At 37.8% G+C, this 15,810-nt stretch carries 17 protein-coding genes; 12 read left to right on the forward strand and 5 right to left on the reverse strand.

What is annotated here, in order from left to right:
- Positions 1-25 precede the first annotated feature (25 nt).
- Positions 26-514 (forward strand): DUF3993 domain-containing protein, encoded by a 489-nt coding sequence (locus tag P9E47_RS11840; RefSeq protein ID WP_003330034.1) that lies wholly within the window; start codon positions 26-28, stop codon positions 512-514.
- Between the two features lie 33 nt (positions 515-547).
- Here the strand turns inward: P9E47_RS11840 and P9E47_RS11845 are convergent, their stop codons facing one another.
- Positions 548-1,507 carry an MBL fold metallo-hydrolase gene (locus P9E47_RS11845; protein WP_003330033.1) on the reverse strand — a complete coding sequence of 320 codons (960 nt, stop codon included), beginning with the start codon at positions 1,505-1,507 and terminating at the stop codon, positions 548-550.
- A 147-nt stretch (positions 1,508-1,654) separates the two neighbouring features.
- Here P9E47_RS11845 and P9E47_RS11850 point away from each other — a divergent pair, with 147 nt between their 5' ends.
- From P9E47_RS11850 to P9E47_RS11870, 5 genes are all read left to right on the forward strand, one after another.
- The gene (locus P9E47_RS11850; RefSeq protein ID WP_003330032.1) at positions 1,655-1,900 is read left to right on the forward strand and encodes a YkuJ family protein; all 246 of its coding nucleotides are present in this window, start codon (positions 1,655-1,657) and stop codon (positions 1,898-1,900) included.
- 200 nt (positions 1,901-2,100) lie between these two features.
- The gene (gene cbpB, locus P9E47_RS11855; protein WP_003330030.1) at positions 2,101-2,547 is read left to right on the forward strand and encodes a cyclic-di-AMP-binding protein CbpB; all 447 of its coding nucleotides are present in this window, start codon (positions 2,101-2,103) and stop codon (positions 2,545-2,547) included.
- An 80-nt stretch (positions 2,548-2,627) separates the two neighbouring features.
- Complete coding sequence (locus tag P9E47_RS11860) at positions 2,628-4,064, forward strand: MDR family MFS transporter (protein ID WP_157382063.1); 1,437 nt, start codon at positions 2,628-2,630, stop codon at positions 4,062-4,064.
- Between the two features lie 53 nt (positions 4,065-4,117).
- Entirely contained in the window at positions 4,118-4,363 is a 246-nt protein-coding gene (locus P9E47_RS11865; protein ID WP_003330028.1) for a YkuS family protein, read from the forward strand.
- Between the two features lie 107 nt (positions 4,364-4,470).
- A complete protein-coding gene (locus P9E47_RS11870) occupies positions 4,471-5,136 on the forward strand; it encodes a potassium channel family protein (RefSeq protein ID WP_003330027.1) in 666 nt (221 codons plus the stop codon).
- Positions 5,137-5,289: 153 nt separating this feature from the next.
- On the opposite strand, the gene rnjA is transcribed toward P9E47_RS11870, so the two are convergent.
- The 3 genes from rnjA to def form a co-directional block, all read right to left on the reverse strand.
- A complete protein-coding gene (gene rnjA, locus P9E47_RS11875; RefSeq protein ID WP_003330026.1) occupies positions 5,290-6,957 on the reverse strand; it encodes a ribonuclease J1 in 1,668 nt (555 codons plus the stop codon).
- Between the two features lie 3 nt (positions 6,958-6,960).
- Positions 6,961-7,170 (reverse strand): DNA-dependent RNA polymerase subunit epsilon, encoded by a 210-nt coding sequence (locus P9E47_RS11880; RefSeq protein ID WP_003330025.1) that lies wholly within the window; start codon positions 7,168-7,170, stop codon positions 6,961-6,963.
- A gap of 374 nt (positions 7,171-7,544) precedes the next feature.
- Positions 7,545-8,096, reverse strand: coding sequence for a peptide deformylase (gene def / locus P9E47_RS11885; RefSeq protein WP_326151679.1), 552 nt, complete (start codon positions 8,094-8,096; stop codon positions 7,545-7,547).
- Between the two features lie 208 nt (positions 8,097-8,304).
- Here def and P9E47_RS11890 point away from each other — a divergent pair, with 208 nt between their 5' ends.
- The 5 genes from P9E47_RS11890 (at position 8,305) to lpdA (ending at position 14,150) form a co-directional block, all read left to right on the forward strand.
- Positions 8,305-8,958: a YkyA family protein gene (locus P9E47_RS11890; protein WP_039956996.1), complete on the forward strand. Its 654-nt coding sequence runs from the start codon at positions 8,305-8,307 to the stop codon at positions 8,956-8,958.
- Between the two features lie 403 nt (positions 8,959-9,361).
- Positions 9,362-10,450, forward strand: coding sequence for a pyruvate dehydrogenase (acetyl-transferring) E1 component subunit alpha (pdhA, locus tag P9E47_RS11895; protein WP_003330022.1), 1,089 nt, complete (start codon positions 9,362-9,364; stop codon positions 10,448-10,450).
- A 3-nt stretch (positions 10,451-10,453) separates the two neighbouring features.
- Positions 10,454-11,431: an alpha-ketoacid dehydrogenase subunit beta gene (locus tag P9E47_RS11900; protein ID WP_003330021.1), complete on the forward strand. Its 978-nt coding sequence runs from the start codon at positions 10,454-10,456 to the stop codon at positions 11,429-11,431.
- A gap of 13 nt (positions 11,432-11,444) precedes the next feature.
- On the forward strand, positions 11,445-12,734 hold the full coding sequence (locus P9E47_RS11905) for a dihydrolipoamide acetyltransferase family protein (RefSeq protein ID WP_326163538.1): 1,290 nt from the start codon (positions 11,445-11,447) through the stop codon (positions 12,732-12,734).
- Positions 12,735-12,737: 3 nt separating this feature from the next.
- Positions 12,738-14,150, forward strand: a complete 1,413-nt coding sequence (gene lpdA / locus P9E47_RS11910) for a dihydrolipoyl dehydrogenase (RefSeq protein WP_326163540.1) — start codon at positions 12,738-12,740, stop codon at positions 14,148-14,150.
- 178 nt (positions 14,151-14,328) lie between these two features.
- Here the strand turns inward: lpdA and P9E47_RS11915 are convergent, their stop codons facing one another.
- A complete protein-coding gene (locus tag P9E47_RS11915) occupies positions 14,329-14,718 on the reverse strand; it encodes a thioredoxin domain-containing protein (RefSeq protein WP_003330017.1) in 390 nt (129 codons plus the stop codon).
- A gap of 213 nt (positions 14,719-14,931) precedes the next feature.
- On the opposite strand from P9E47_RS11915, the gene P9E47_RS11920 reads away from it, so the two are divergent.
- On the forward strand, positions 14,932-15,762 hold the full coding sequence (locus P9E47_RS11920; protein WP_003330016.1) for a polysaccharide deacetylase family protein: 831 nt from the start codon (positions 14,932-14,934) through the stop codon (positions 15,760-15,762).
- Positions 15,763-15,810: the final 48 nt, after the last annotated feature.

Here is a 15,810-nt window from a genome sequence, read left to right on the forward strand (position 1 = left end):
GCACTTTTTGTGAAAGGGTGATTTCATGCGGGTAAAAATTTGGGCACTTTTATTATTGCTATTAATCGGACAAGTTCATTTTATTTCTGCAGAAAATGTTTCGATGACAAGGGAAGAAACATTTCTTTTTCTGCAGGAGGCATTATCAGCCCAGCTTTCGTTAGGCGATAAGTTTCGTTCAGAACAAGAAATAAGTGATGTTCTTTCACCATACTTCACAGATGATTACCAAAAACTATTTGTCGCTGAACATATTTTCTCTGAACCTGAAGGATTTATTATGTATGGTACGGACGTATTCGACTACTTTATTCCAATGTATTCATATGACGTTAACACGAAGATTATGACCGATAAAAATAAAATAATCGTGACCGAGTATTTTTTACCACAACTCGAAGGGCCAGTTGTTTGGGAAAAACCGCATTATGAAAGCATCACGATCATTAAAACGAAAGCCGGATGGAAGATTAGCGATTATCTCGTAAGTGAAGATAAACCATCCATCAAATAAAATCGGAGCCACTACTGTAGCTCCGATTTTTTTCTATTTTTTATTTTCTATTCTTATAAAATAATCGGCAAGCCCCATCGAGCAAACATCGATATCAAGTTTTAAAATCGTATAAACCTTATGATTACTCGGAATATTCTTTTCGGATAAATAGGCTTTAATTTTTCCAAAAAGGTTTTCTGAGATTAACGGTGTAAGCTCCTCTAAAGTCATTTCCTTATGTTCTAGATATATTTCCTTGCCGGTTTCCACAAACACCGGTAACCATTTTTTTATTTCGGAATATACAAGACTAGGATTATTACTTTTGCCAAAATGGCCAAAATATATAAGAGAAACATTTAATTCTTCAATTTTCTTCAGTGAATGAAGCATATCATCCGGATCAAATTGATTAGGTGATGTAGATGGAAGGAAGAAATCGAATTCCTCTACATCTTGATAATAAATTCCGATTGTGTCACCCGTAAAGATCCCATTTGAAAGGCTGTCGTGAATGCTGAAATGATGTTTAGCATGGCCTGGGGTGTCATAGAAGGTCAACGTTCTTTTTCCTATTTCAAGTGTTTCCCCATCCTGTTTCACGATAAGACGATCTTCCGGGATAGGATAAATTGGATCATATAGCCGATCAAAGTCATCTCCGTATACGAGCCTTGCTCCGGCAATTAAACGGGATGGATCAATTAGATGACGAAACCCGCGAGGATGTACAATGACTTTTGCGTTTGGACACTGTTTTAATAATAAACCGGCTCCGCCCGCATGATCTAAATGAATATGTGTTACAATAATATAATGAATTTCTGAAGGATCAATTTCTAAATTTTTTAGTCCTTCTAAAAGATATGGAATAGAAGGGCTGGCACTTGTTTCAACGATTGTCAATTTTTCATCATGGATGACGTATGTACCTGTGCGATTCTCCATACCTAGATCAAAAACATCAAAAAATGAAATATTATTGCCTAAATTTACTGGTTTTTTGTTCAAATTTACATCCCCCTTTTAAAAAATATTGTAAGTGATAATAGTTTAGATTGTAAAGCCGGTTGTTTTTTGTCAAAATAGAAAAGTAAAGAATGGACAAACACTGGGATGTGAATCCTAAAACTAAATGGTGTTGAAAGGGGAAGTTGAATGTCACTACTTCATGGGATTTTAAAACGTTTAATGACATTACAAGACGATGAAAATAATGTCGAACCAAAGCAAAGATATTTTGAGAAAAACGGTGAGAAGAAATGTAGTGTAAAGTATTTTGATCACACAAAGATGTTTGAGTTAGAGGTTTATTCTCCTGGTGAAAAGCCAAAGACGTATCAATTTGACAATATTGATATGGTCGCGATTGATGTATTTGAAATCATGAGTGCAGACGAATAGTCCATTTAGTTTGTACTTTTATAAGTAGACTATCTCTTTTTTAGAGATGGTCTTTTTATTTTGGTAAGAAAGAGCAATTTTAGTGAAATGTTTTATTTTCTAATGTTACAATTATAATTGGGAAAATTAGAGAAAGCGTTTACAGAAAAATGATAATAGAGGTCTGTGAAATAATACTTCTAGAAGGGGTGGGGCAACAGATGTACAGTTTTGATAAAGAAATTATCTTAAATACAAAAATTGAAGAATTAATGGTGAGTTCAGATAAGGTCGCACATGTTCAATTTGATAATCCGCTTGAGCATGCCTTGTTGGTATTAACGAAATCTGGCTATTCGGCGGTGCCGGTTTTGGATCATGCGTATAGATTAAAGGGTTTAATCAGCACTACCATGATTATGGATACGGTGCTTGGAATCCAATCTTTTGAGATGGAAAAGTTGTCGCAGTTGAAAGTAGAGGATGTGATGAATTCCAGTATACCGACTTTAAAAGTGAATCATGATTTTATGAGGGCATTAGGATTAACCATTAATCATCCATTTGTATGCATTGAGGATGATCAAGGTTTTTTTAGAGGAATTCTGACAAGAAGGACGATTATCAAATTGTTTGCGAAAAACCTTAATAAATCAATGCAATCATAAAAGAACGAGTCTTAGCTTTAAGGAGGTACTGATCTTTGAGTCAAGGGAAAACTAAGAAAACTTTCGTATTAGCAGCGGTAATGCTGTCCATGTTTATGTCTGCAGTAGAGGCCACGATTGTATCTACAGCTATGCCTAGCATTGTTTCTGATTTAGGCGGCTTTTCATTATATAGCTGGGTATTCTCCTCGTATTTATTAATGCAAGTTGCGACTATCCTCATTTACGGTAAAATAGCGGATCTAGTTGGCAGAAAGCCAGTATTCGTTGTCGGCGTCAGCATTTTCCTACTTGGCTCTTTATTATGCGGTTTTGCTACATCAATGGAAATGCTTATATTATTTAGATTTATACAAGGGTTTGGTGCGGGTGCTGTTATGCCGATCGCCACAACGATTGTTGGTGATATTTATACGAAGGAAGAACGGGCTTCTATTCAAGGCTATTTATCGAGTGTTTGGGGAATATCAGCTGTATTGGGACCTGTGCTGGGCGGTGTTTTTGTTAAATATGTTAGCTGGGTCTATGTTTTTTGGATGAACATTCCTCTTGGTATATTGGCTATTATTGGTGTTATCCTGTTTCTCCATGAAGATGTTGAAAAGAAGAAGCATACGATTGATTATCCCGGTTCTATTTTGCTAGTTATATTTATTAGTGCGTTAATGCTTGTGCTTGTTGAAGGAGGAGTTCATTGGGCATGGAATTCATGGCAGATCATTAGCTTGCTCCTTTTGTTCAGTGTGGGCATTATCCTATTTATATTGCAAGAGAAAAAAGCTGTAGAACCGATGATGCCTTTTCATATATGGAAGTATAGGGCGATCAGTATTTCAAACCTTGCCTCCTTTACAACCGGAATCATTATGATGGGAGTGTCAAGCTTTCTTCCAGCGTTTGTCCAAGGTGTAATGGAAGAGTCCCCTATGATTGCCGGTTTTACTTTAACAACGATGTCGATCGGCTGGCCAATTGCGTCTGCAATTGCAGGAAAAATGGTTATAAACATTGGTTATCGTAAATTGACGGTCACAGGTGGATTTGCGTTAATAATTGGTTCCTTAATTTTCGTTACGTTGTCGCCGGAAAAAGGACCGATTTGGGCGGCTTTAGGTTCCTTCTTTATTGGATTTGGTATGGGATTAACAACGACCTCCTTTATTGTATCAATTCAAAGCACGGTTGGATGGAATGTAAGGGGGATTGCCACGGCGGCGAATATGTTTATGCGCACATTAGGAAGTGCTGTTGGGGCAGCCTTCTTAGGCGGGCTATTAAATAGCAGACTACAATCGTTTATCATGAAACAAGGATTAGAGGATACCATCACGTTGGAAACTGCTAATTCACTTCTCAATGAAGGGCAGCGGGACCAATTGGTACAATCTACAAAAAGCATTCTACAGGAGGGTCTAACAATGTCCTTGCACACCGTTTATTGGGGTGTATTGATTATCGCAATCCTAACGTTAGCTCTCGTATTTTTTATGCCTGAAACCGAAGAGAAGATAAGTTAGTATAACTTTTCTATTTTAGGAAAAAATGTAGAGGTAAGGAGGTGGATGATGTTATGGCAAAGATTGGTGTGGAACAATCCTTAACAGATGTTCAACAAGCTTTACAAGAAAAAGGATACCAAGTGGTACAATTAAAGCAAGAAAGTGACGCTAAAGACTGTGATGCCTGCGTTGTAACAGGACTTGACAATAATGTAATGGGAATTGCAAACACAGTTATTAAGGGCCCGGTTATTGAAGCAAGTGGACTAACAGCGGAGCAAATTTGTCAAGAGCTTGACAATCGGATTAATCAATAACATAAAATAACTTTTAGAAAGGAACCAGAGAGGTTCCTTTTATTTTTTCCTCTGTATTATGCTACAATGATGTGTACAGGAACGAACGATAATATGGAGGAATAGAAATGAAAAAAGAATTCGTCGTAATTGGACTCGGCCGTTTCGGCGGGAGCATTTGCCGGACACTTGCCCAAGAGGGAATGGAAGTGTTAGCGATTGATATTGATGAAGATAGAGTCCATGAATTTTCGAATATTGTTTCACAGGCTGTTGTGGCTGATACTACGGATGAAACTACACTAAAAGACTTGGGAATTCGTAATTTTGACCATGTAATCGTAGCGATTGGTGATAATATCCAAGCAAGTATTTTAACGACCTTGATCTTAAAGGAATTGGGAGTCAAAAAAATAACGGTGAAAGCTTTGAATGATTACCATGAAAAAGTGCTTGCCAAAATCGGTGCCGATGAAATTGTCCATCCGGAACGCGATATGGGTAGAAGAATTGCGAACAATATGATCTCTACCAATGTTTTGGATTATCTTGAATTGTCGGATGAACATAGTATTGTTGAATTAATGGCAAGCAAAAAAATGGACGGTAAAACCTTAATTGAAATGGATGTTCGTGCGAAGTTTGGCTGTAACGTCGTTGCCATAAAAAGACAAAATCAAATTATTGTATCGCCTATGGCAAAAGAAATCATCCAAGAGGGCGATATTTTAATTGTGATCGGTGCTGATAGAGATATTGATAGATTTGGAAAAAGTATATTGGATCATGCATAAAAAAACCGCCTAAAGGCGGTTTTTGTCTAGCTCCAGCATCCAGCGACTAAGTCAATAAGAGAGGTTTCACGCTGCACATCGCCGGATATCCTTTATCTCAGTCGATGTGCGCAAGTCTTATTCGTCGCTTAACGGATGCTTCCGCTTTTCTATTTAAATTTCCATGATAATTGGTAGTATCATTGGTTTGCGTTTTGTTTTTTCATATAAAAATGGTCCTAAAACGTCTGTGATTTCATTTTTAATTTCCGACCATTGTGTTGTTTTACGTTCCATAATTTTTTCAAGATGTTTAGCAATTAAGCCTTGCGCATCATTTATAAGATCGCTGGACTCTCTCATATAAACAAAACCTCTTGAAATTAAATCCGGCCCAGCCATAATTTTAAATTCCTTCATATCAATACTTACGACTACGATGACTAAACCTTCTTCGGATAAAATGCGGCGGTCACGTAATACGATATTTCCGATATCACCGACACCGTTGCCATCTACATAAACCGATCCAGACGTAATTTTTCCAGCAACAGAGGCTTCTTTACTTGTTAATGCAAGAACATCACCGTTATCCATAATAAAATTGTTCTCAGGAAGCACACCGCAATCAATCGCAAGCTTCGTATGCATTTTAAGCATCCGGTATTCACCGTGAATAGGCATGAAAAACTTCGGTTTCATTAAGCGAAGCATTAGTTTCTGTTCCTGCTGTCCGCCATGTCCTGACGTATGGATATCGCTTAATGGACCATAAATGACTTCTGCACCGGCACGATATAGACTATTAATGACCCGGCTGACACTGATAGTATTACCAGGTATTGGTGATGATGAAAAGACTACTGTATCCCCTGGATTGATTTGTATTTGACGATGGGTTCCATTGGCGATACGTGAAAGTGCCGCCATTGGTTCCCCCTGACTGCCTGTACAAAGGATTGTGACCTGATTACTAGGCAATCGATTAATTTGCGAAGCCTCGATGAAAGTATCTTTGGGAGCCTTAATATAGCCTAAATCAAGTCCAATTTGGATTGCTGCTTCCATACTCCGTCCAAAAACAACGACTTTTCGATTGTTTTTTACAGCAGCTTCGACTACTTGTTGGAGGCGATGAATATTGGATGCAAATGTCGCAAAAATAATTCGCCCATCTACTTTACGGAAGATTTCATGAATGCTCTCGCCAACACGTCTTTCAGACATTGTAAAATCAGGGATTTCACTGTTTGTACTATCTGAAAGAAGGCAGAGAACACCCTCTTTTCCGATTTCAGCCATTTTTGTTAAATTTGCCGGTTCACCAACAGGGGTGAAATCAAATTTAAAATCACCGGTATGAACAATATTGCCTTGTGGAGTATTTACAACAATTCCATAGGCATCAGGGATACTATGGGTAGTTCGATAAAATCCAACAGATAAATGTTGGAATTTTATCACATCATCCTCTTTAATATCGATTAATTTTGCCTGACGTAACAACCCATGCTCTTCCAATTTGTTTTTAATTAAACCTAAAGCGAGCTTGCCGCCATAAATAGGTACATTTAATTGACGGAGTAAATAAGGTATTCCCCCGATGTGGTCTTCATGTCCGTGTGTTATAAAAACACCTTTAATCTTGTCTTCATTTTTGACTAAATACGTATAGTCCGGGATTACATAGTCAATCCCTAACAGCTCGTCCTCAGGGAATTTAATACCGGCGTCAATAACGATGATTTCATCCTTATATTGAATGGCATACGTATTTTTTCCAATTTCACCCATCCCACCTAAAGCAAATACTGCAACTTGATCTTCTTTTAAAAATTTCATAACCTATACATTCTCCAATACAAAGTTTTCGGATCGCTTTTCATACTCAAGATGAGCTTCATCAAGCTTTTGAATAAATTCAATATTATATTTTTTTTCCGCTAATTTAGTCCGTACATCTCTTTCAGATTCTGCTTCTACATAAATAGTTTTTGTACGTTCTCGAACGGGTACTTCAGTTTTTATCTCTTGAAAAAATACTTTATAAATCATCCTAACAATCTCTCCTTGCCTTTTCCAAATAATTATCTTTGTTCATTATAGCGGAAATTTAAATCTTTTTCATTTTTTTTCTACAAAAGCTTATCTTTGGTATAGGTTTTCGATCCAAAACATTTCTTTGAAATAAGGTTATGCTATCGTTTTTCGACCAAATAAATCCTTCATATGTGCTCTAATTCTTTCTTTTAATCGCTTGAACATATACATTCATCTCCGTTCTCATGATTTTTATACTGTTTTTTATTTGATCTTATTATGTGTATTATCCTTTTTTTGTTTCATGGGGGTTAATGGAAACGACATAGCAAAAAGGCCGACATAAAAAACGCCAGCCTTTTTTGCAATTTCATGTATTATTTACTTACTTATTCGATAACAATCGCATCTTCTAGTTTTTGGAATGGATCATCTTGATTAATGTGGTCATAAAACATAATTCCGTTTAAATGATCAATCTCATGTTGAAAAACGATGGCTGGCAATCCTTTTAAACGGATTTTGACTTCTTTGCCTTCTAAATCAACAGCTTTCACTGTAATTTTTGCATATCTTGGGACAAACCCAGGCACTTCGCGGTCAACAGATAAACATCCTTCACCGCCGGCTAAATAACTTTTTTGAGTTGAGTGACTGACAATTTTGGGATTAAATAAAGCATAGCTATATAACTCATCATTATCATCAGTAACGTGAATAGCTATCATTCTTTTAGGAATTCCAAGTTGCGGTGCCGCAAGCCCGATTCCTGGACGCAGTCCATATTTTGCGGAAATTTCGGGATCTTGGCTATTAATAACAAATTCTATCATTTTTGTTAGGGTTTCTTTATCTTCCGTTGATGCTGGCAAAACAACATCTGCTGCTTTTTCTCGCAATGTCGGATGTCCTTCGCGGACAATATCATCCATAGTAATCAATTATGGTCTCCTCCTATGTTTCCCTTTTGATAAGTAAATTTAGTTTAGCACATTTTTTCCTTTTAGAAAAAAGACTATTTAATTGGACAAGCGCATACTATAGAATTAAATAAATAATGATGGGAAATTACAGTATTCAGGTTGTCATTCGAAACACAAGAACTTATAATAATACTTTGAGACAAGGAGGAGCAAGCCATTGTACTTAATGAAGAACTTTTTATTTGTAATCGCATGTATTGCGTTATTATCCGGTTGCGGCATGTCAGCTGAGGAAGAAATATTTACCCATTTAGAAAATGCGGTAGGATTGGAAGCCAATTTTGAAAAGCAACAACAGCCACTCGTTGAACTTGAAAAGAAGGAACAAACAATATATGAAAAAATCATTAAGCTGGGGATGTCTGAATTCGAACAAATCAAAGGGTTATCCCAAGAGGCTATAGAAGTTGTTAATGAGCGTGAATCAAGGATTGAAAAAGAAAAAGAAAGTATCGAATCATCTAAAAAAGAGTTTTTATTAACTGAATCAAAAGTTGGTAAACTTAAAGATGAAAAAATGAAGACCATTGCTGAAGATTTATTAAAGGTTATGAATCAACGTTATGAATCTTATGACAAGCTTTATAAAAATTATAAAAACGCAATTGCGTTGGACCGTGAATTATATGAAATGTTCCAAAAAGAAGAACTGACATTAGAACAGCTCGAAATGCAGGTCAAAAAAATTAATGAGATGTATGATAACGTTGTGAAGGAAAATGAAAGGTTTAACGAATTGACAGATACATACAATAAAAAGAAAAAGGAGTTTTATCTTGCTGCAGATTTGAATGTTGTATTTGATGATACAGCAAAATAACTCATTGATAAAGTCTACTTGGAAAGTGCCGTTCACTTTCGAGTAGGCTTTTTTTATGTAAACAAATCGATGTAATGTGGAACAGGGTTGTTGAATATATTAATACAGAAAAATTGACGAATATCACATATTACCACTATACTTATGATGTAAAGTTGAAATATAAGGGTGTTAAGACAATGCTTCCAACAGTGAAATTAGAATTGTTTAATTATTTGCTGTAGTATTATTGCTTTTGGATTTAGTAATACATAATTTTGTGGGAGGGAGACATAACGAATATATAGGCTTTTGTGGAATGCAAATGGAATAGTTGAATAGGAATTGTGGGTAATATAATTCTGTATGAATAGTAATAGTTACCGTTTCTTTTGAAAACGATTGATATGAAGAGGTGAAAGTCATGATAGATAAAACGATTGTAACCAAAATTGAGGAAATGTTTAAAACCTTTCAAGTTCTGAATGAAGAAGGTCAAATTGTGAATCAAGAGGCCATGCCCGCATTATCTGATGACCAGTTGAAGGAATTAATGAGACGGATGGTTTATACGCGGGTATTGGATCAACGATCAATTTCTTTAAACCGTCAAGGTAGACTTGGTTTTTATGCACCGACTGCTGGACAAGAAGCTTCACAATTAGGCAGCCAATTTGCATTGGAAAAAGAAGACTGGATTTTACCGGGTTATCGTGATGTACCACAGCTCATTTGGCATGGGCTTCCGCTTCATAAAGCATTTTTATTTTCAAGAGGCCATTATGTAGGTAACCAAATGCCAGAGGGTGTAAATGCCTTGCCGCCGCAAATCATTATTGCCGCCCAAATTATTCAAGCTACTGGTGTGGCGTTAGGTTTAAAGAAACGTGGGAAAAAAGCGGTGGCCATCACTTATACAGGAGATGGCGGTTCCTCTCAAGGTGATTTTTATGAAGGCTTAAATTTTGCCGGTGCTTATAATGCGCCTGCGATTTTCGTTGTTCAAAACAACCAATTTGCAATTTCAACACCGGTTGAAAAGCAAACGGCTGCGAAGACAATTGCCCAAAAAGCGATTGCTGTGGGCTTTCCTGGTATTCAGGTTGATGGTATGGATATTCTTGCTGTTTATGCTGCTGTTAAAGAGGCTCGTGACCGTGCTATTAATGGTGAGGGTCCAACACTAATAGAGACGATTACCTACCGTTACGGTCCTCATACGATGGCTGGAGATGACCCAACTCGTTATCGGACAGAGGAATTGACAAATGAGTGGGAGAAAAAAGATCCAATTGTTAGATTCCGAAAGTTTTTAGAAGGAAAAGGGCTTTGGTCCAAAGAAGAGGAAGAAAAGGTGATCGAACAGGCCAAAGAGGATATTAAAGCCGCAATTAAGAAAACAGATGAAACACCTAAACAAAAAGTTACGGATTTAATAGATATTATGTATGAAAACCTTCCTTACAATTTAAAGGAGCAAAGGGAAGAATATGTACGAAAGGAGTCGAAATAATCAATGGCTCAAATGACAATGATTCAAGCAATCACTAATGCGATGAGAACTGAATTGAAAAACGATCCTAACGTTCTTATCTTCGGTGAAGATGTTGGCGTAAATGGTGGAGTCTTCCGGGCGACAGAGGGCTTGCAGCAAGAATTTGGGGAGGATCGTGTCTTTGATACCCCACTCGCTGAATCCGCGATTGGAGGCCTTGCCATTGGTCTTGCGCTTGAGGGCTTTCGACCTGTGCCGGAAATTCAATTTTTTGGCTTTGTATATGAGGTGATGGATTCTTTAAGTGGACAGATGGCAAGGATGCGTTATCGTTCTGGTGGAACATTTAAAGCACCAATTACAGTTCGCTCCCCGTTCGGTGGGGGGGTTAAAACACCGGAACTCCATGCTGATAGTCTGGAAGGCTTATTAGCGCAACAGCCTGGTTTAAAAGTGGTGATCCCGTCCACCCCTTACGATGCAAAAGGATTATTAATATCGGCAATTCGTGATAATGATCCTGTTATTTTCTTGGAGCATATGAAGCTTTATCGCTCATTTCGTGAGGAGGTACCTGAAGAGGAATACACGATTCCACTTGGAAAAGCTGCTGTTAAAAGGGAAGGAAAAGATCTTACAATTGTTACGTACGGCGCTATGGTACATTCTTCCTTAAAGGCTGCTGATGAGTTGGCCAAAGAGGGCATTAGTATTGAAGTTATAGATTTAAGAACGATTAGTCCAATTGATATCGATACTATCATTGAATCCGTAAAGAAAACGAATCGGGCCATTGTTGTTCAAGAAGCACAAAAACAGGCAGGTGTAGCCGCAAATGTGGTTGCGGAGATCACTGAACGTGCAATTTTAGATTTAGAGGCACCAGTATTACGTGTAACGGCTCCTGATACTGTATTTCCATTTTCAATGGCAGAGGATGTCTGGCTGCCAAATTACACAGATATTATTGAAAAAGTAAAAGTCGTTCTCAATTTCTAAGGAGGGAAAATTTGTGGCGTTTTCATTCAAACTACCAGATATTGGTGAAGGGATCCATGAAGGAGAAATCGTCAAATGGTTTGTAAAGCCTGGAGATAAGGTAAAAGAAGATGATATTCTATGTGAAGTCCAAAATGACAAGGCTGTTGTTGAAATCCCGTCTCCAGTAGATGGCACCGTGTTGGAAGTTAAGGTGTCGGAAGGAACGGTAGCTGTTGTAGGGGACACGATTGTAACTATTGATGCCGAAGGACATGAAGGCGGAGAAGCGGGAGCTGAAACTGAAGCACCTGCTGCTGTTGAAGAAAAAGCAGTGACAGCTGAAGAGAACAAAGAAAGTCCGCAAACTGCACCGCAAGCTCCAGAGGCCACCGCTTCAAATAAACGAGTGATTGCGATGCCATCAGTGAGGAAATATGCACGTGAAAAAGGCGTAAATATTTCGGAAGTAACGGGATCTGGTGAAAATGGTCGGGTATTAAAAGAGGATATTGAACGCTTCATGTCCGGTGGTGCACCTGTAGGTGCTGCTGAAACTAGTGTGAAGGACGAAAAGGTTGGACAGGAAACCGTTACAACTTTGGCTGCTCCAAGTGGTTACTACCCTGAAACACGCGAAAAAATGAGTGGAATTAGGAAAGCAATTGCTAAGGCAATGGTTAATTCAAAACATACTGCACCACATGTTACATTAATGGACGAAGTCGATGTTACAGATCTAGTTGCGCACAGAAAGAAATTTAAAGCAGTGGCCGGGGAAAAAGGCATCAAACTGACCTATTTGCCTTATGTTGTAAAAGCGCTAGTATCTGCATTAAGAGAGTATCCTGACTTAAATTCATCAATTGATGACGAGGCACAGGAAATTGTTCGCAAACATTACTATAATATCGGCATTGCAGCTGATACAGACAAAGGTTTATTAGTACCTGTTGTAAAGGATGCAGATAGAAAATCAATTTTTACGATTTCAAATGAAATTAACGAACTTGCAACAAAAGCACGTGATGGAAAACTGGCACCGGATGAAATGAAGGGTGGATCATGCACAATTTCAAACATTGGATCTGCCGGTGGTCAGTGGTTTACTCCTGTAATCAATTATCCGGAAGTGGCGATTTTAGGAATTGGCCGGATTGCCGAGAAACCGGTCGTTCGTAATGGTGAAATAGTTGTTGCACCGGTACTTGCCCTTTCCTTAAGCTTTGACCACCGAATGATTGATGGAGCAACAGCACAAAATGCGTTAAACCATATTAAACGATTATTACATGATCCACAATTATTAATAATGGAGGCTTAAAAAATGGTTGTAGGAGATTTTCCGATTGAAACTGATACTATTGTCGTTGGAGCAGGCCCCGGTGGATATGTAGCTGCCATAAGAGCAGCACAACTCGGACAAAAGGTAACGATTGTTGAAAAAGGAAATCTAGGTGGAGTTTGTTTAAATGTAGGTTGTATACCTTCAAAAGCTCTTATCTCAGCAGGACATCGTTATGAAACCGCAAAACATTCTGGAGACATTGGTATTCATGCAGAAAATGTTACGGTTGATTTTACAAAGGTTCAGGAATGGAAAGCAAGTGTTGTGAATAAGCTTACCGGTGGTGTCGGGGCATTATTAAAAGGAAATAAAGTCGAAATAGCTAGTGGTGAGGCTTATTTCGTTGATAGCAACACCGTACGTGTGATGAGCGAAAAATCCGCACAAACCTATAAATTTAAAAATGCAATTATTGCAACTGGTTCAAGACCGATCGAGCTTCCTGCTTTTAAATTTACGAAACGTGTGCTCGACTCCACTGGTGCATTATCATTACCGGAAATACCAAAGAAATTGATCATCATCGGTGGCGGCGTGATTGGAATTGAACTTGGTACAGCCTACGCAAATTTCGGCAGTGAGATTACCATTATCGAAGGTATGGAAGATATTCTAAATGGTTTCGAAAAACAAATGATATCCGTTGTGAAAAAACGGCTTAAAAATAAAGGTACTGTAGAAATCTATACGAAGGCCTTAGCAAAAGGTGTGGAAGAATCAGAGACTAGTGTGAAGGTTACTTTCGAAGTGAATGGTGAAGCAAAAACGGTTGAGGGAGATTATCTGCTTGTAACAGTCGGACGTAAGCCAAACACTGTGGAGATTGGTTTAGAAGGCGTAGGAATTGAGATGACAGACCGCGGACTAATAAAAATCGATAAGCAATGTCGAACATCTGTCAACAATATTTACGCAATTGGCGATATCGTCGAAGGCCCTCAACTGGCGCATAAGGCATCTTATGAAGGGAAAATTGCAGCTGAAGCAATTGCAGGGCATCCATCAGAAATTGATTATCAGGCTATTCCTGCCGTTGTATTCTCAGATCCAGAGTGTGCGACAGTAGGGTATTTTGAAAAACAAGCAAAGGATGAAGGCATTGATGTGACCGCAGCTAAATTCCCGTTTGCTGCAAATGGGCGTGCGTTGGCATTAAATGAATCTGATGGGTTTATGAAACTTGTTACCCGTAAAGAGGATGGTTTAGTGATTGGAGCACAAATTGTTGGACCTAATGCATCAGATATGATTGCTGAGTTAGGACTGGCGATAGAGTCTGGAATGACCGCAGAAGATATTGCGTTAACGATTCATGCTCATCCAACATTGGGGGAAATTACAATGGAGGCCGCTGAAGTCGCCATTGGAAGCCCGATTCATATTGTAAAATAGAAAAGCGGAAGCATCCGTTAAGCGAAGTTTACGAGTCGCTGGATGCTGGAGCTGGACAATAGAATAAATAAAAAGAAGGAGCTGTCTCAGAAGTATCATGCACGAAATACCACTAGGTATTATGTGGTGAGTGATACTTTTGAAACAGCCCTTTTTTGGCACGCAGAAAAGTAATTTTCTATTTAGTTTTTTGTTTCTCCATGGCATCCATAAGATGATTCATAATTTCTCTCTTACTTTTCTTGCCTTCAATACGTGTCTTTTCTTCTCCGTCTTTTATTACGATTAAGGTAGGATAGACACTTACATCGAACTTTTTAATCTTCTCATTCTTGTTCGTTGATTGAACAAGAATTACATCGGCCATTTCATTTGGAAATTTCTTGCGAAGGTCGAGTAAGACATCATAATAGTTGTTTTCCAGCTTTATTTTTTCTTCATCAGAAAAAAACAGTAGATGATAACCCTCGCCATCCAAATTAATATTAGCTAGTGCATCACTATCGACCGTACTACAGGCCGCTAATAAAAACATGGAAAAAAAGATCGATCCAAGTTTTAATTTCATTTGTTGCTCACTTCTTTCTGAAAGAGAAATTATGTATCTATGCCTATGTCATATTTTATCATTCATTTTAAAAAGTGGAAGTATTGTCATCTATTTGTTACACAAATGAAAAATTCAAAATACTAGATATAGTGCTGAAATATTTCCTCATACCCATGTGATGATATACTATAATGGTAATAACGTATTTTCATAATATGGGGGGACAACAAAATGAAACTTCGATTACTACTTTTTCTATTTTTAATAATTGTATTATCGGCTTGTTCAGAAACAGAAGAGAGACAGGGGAAGGAGCAGGAAAAAATCAAGGAAGCTGTGGCCACTGTTGCGAAGGAATCAACCCCAGTGGTAACAGAGGTTGAACAAACTGTCGAACAAACCGAAATAACGAATGCCCCGAAAGTTTTGCCGCAGTATAAAATCAATCCAAAAAATTTTAACATTGAACCAATTGGTGATGCACCGGATCATGTCATTTTGTTAACTATAGATGATGCACCTGATAAGCATGCCCTTGAAATGGCAAAAACATTGAAGAATTTAAATGTGAATGCAATCTTTTTTGTCAATGGTCACTTTTTGCAAACGCCTGAACAAGAGGCTGTATTGAAGGCAATTCATGAAATGGGCTTTCTGATCGGAAATCACACTATGACTCATCAAAACTTAAAAACATTATCCAATGAAGAACAATACAAAGAAATTGTTGAATTAAATGATTTAGTTGAAAAAATAATTGGTGAAAGACCGAAATTTTTTCGGGCACCACATGGTGTTAATACGGATTATAGCAGACAAGTAGTGGCTGATGAAAAAATGGTCCTAATGAATTGGTCCTATGGTTATGATTTTATGAAAAATTACATGAGTAAAGAAGCGTTAACTACTATCATGGTTAACACAGAGCTGCTTCATAAAGGAGCCAATTTATTAATGCATGATCGTGAATGGACGAATGAGGCCCTACAAGACATTGTGATAGGTTTAGAGAATAAAGGGTATCAAGCCGCCGATCCCAACTTAATAGAAACTATAGAATAACTGTTTCCTTCGGGAGGCAGTTTTTTGTTTAAATAAATAAAAATTGGG

It is taken from the genome of Schinkia azotoformans (genome assembly GCF_035811335.1).
Taxonomy (GTDB): Bacteria; Bacillota; Bacilli; order Bacillales; family Bacillaceae_J; genus Schinkia; species Schinkia azotoformans.